The following is a 240-nucleotide window of genomic DNA, read 5'->3' on the forward strand; positions in this document are numbered from 1 at the left end:
TCCAATGTTGAAAAAAGAGGCATTCCGTAAAGCGGGAGCAAGCGCTTCTGCGATGACAATTGGCGGGACAGTAGGCAAAACGTGTATTATGCTTATCTTGCTACTTGCAACGTCTGTCTATTCATACATACAGATGATAGAGGGCACGGTGTAAAAGCCGGTGCTAATTGGAGCATTAGTAATTGCAGCAGTCATCGCATTTGCGTCTATGTTCTTCCCACGTATTTCACCTTTTGGTGC

Annotated in this window: 1 pseudogene; it reads left to right on the forward strand. The window is 45.0% G+C overall.

Features of this window, described 5'->3' with window-relative positions:
* Window positions 1-240: pseudogene (locus KVT31_RS29950) on the forward strand (Bax inhibitor-1/YccA family membrane protein); the annotation flags it as partial.

Source organism: Bacillus sp. GbtcB14 (assembly GCF_019091205.1).
Taxonomy (GTDB): Bacteria; Bacillota; Bacilli; order Bacillales; family Bacillaceae_G; genus Bacillus_A; species Bacillus_A cereus_AG.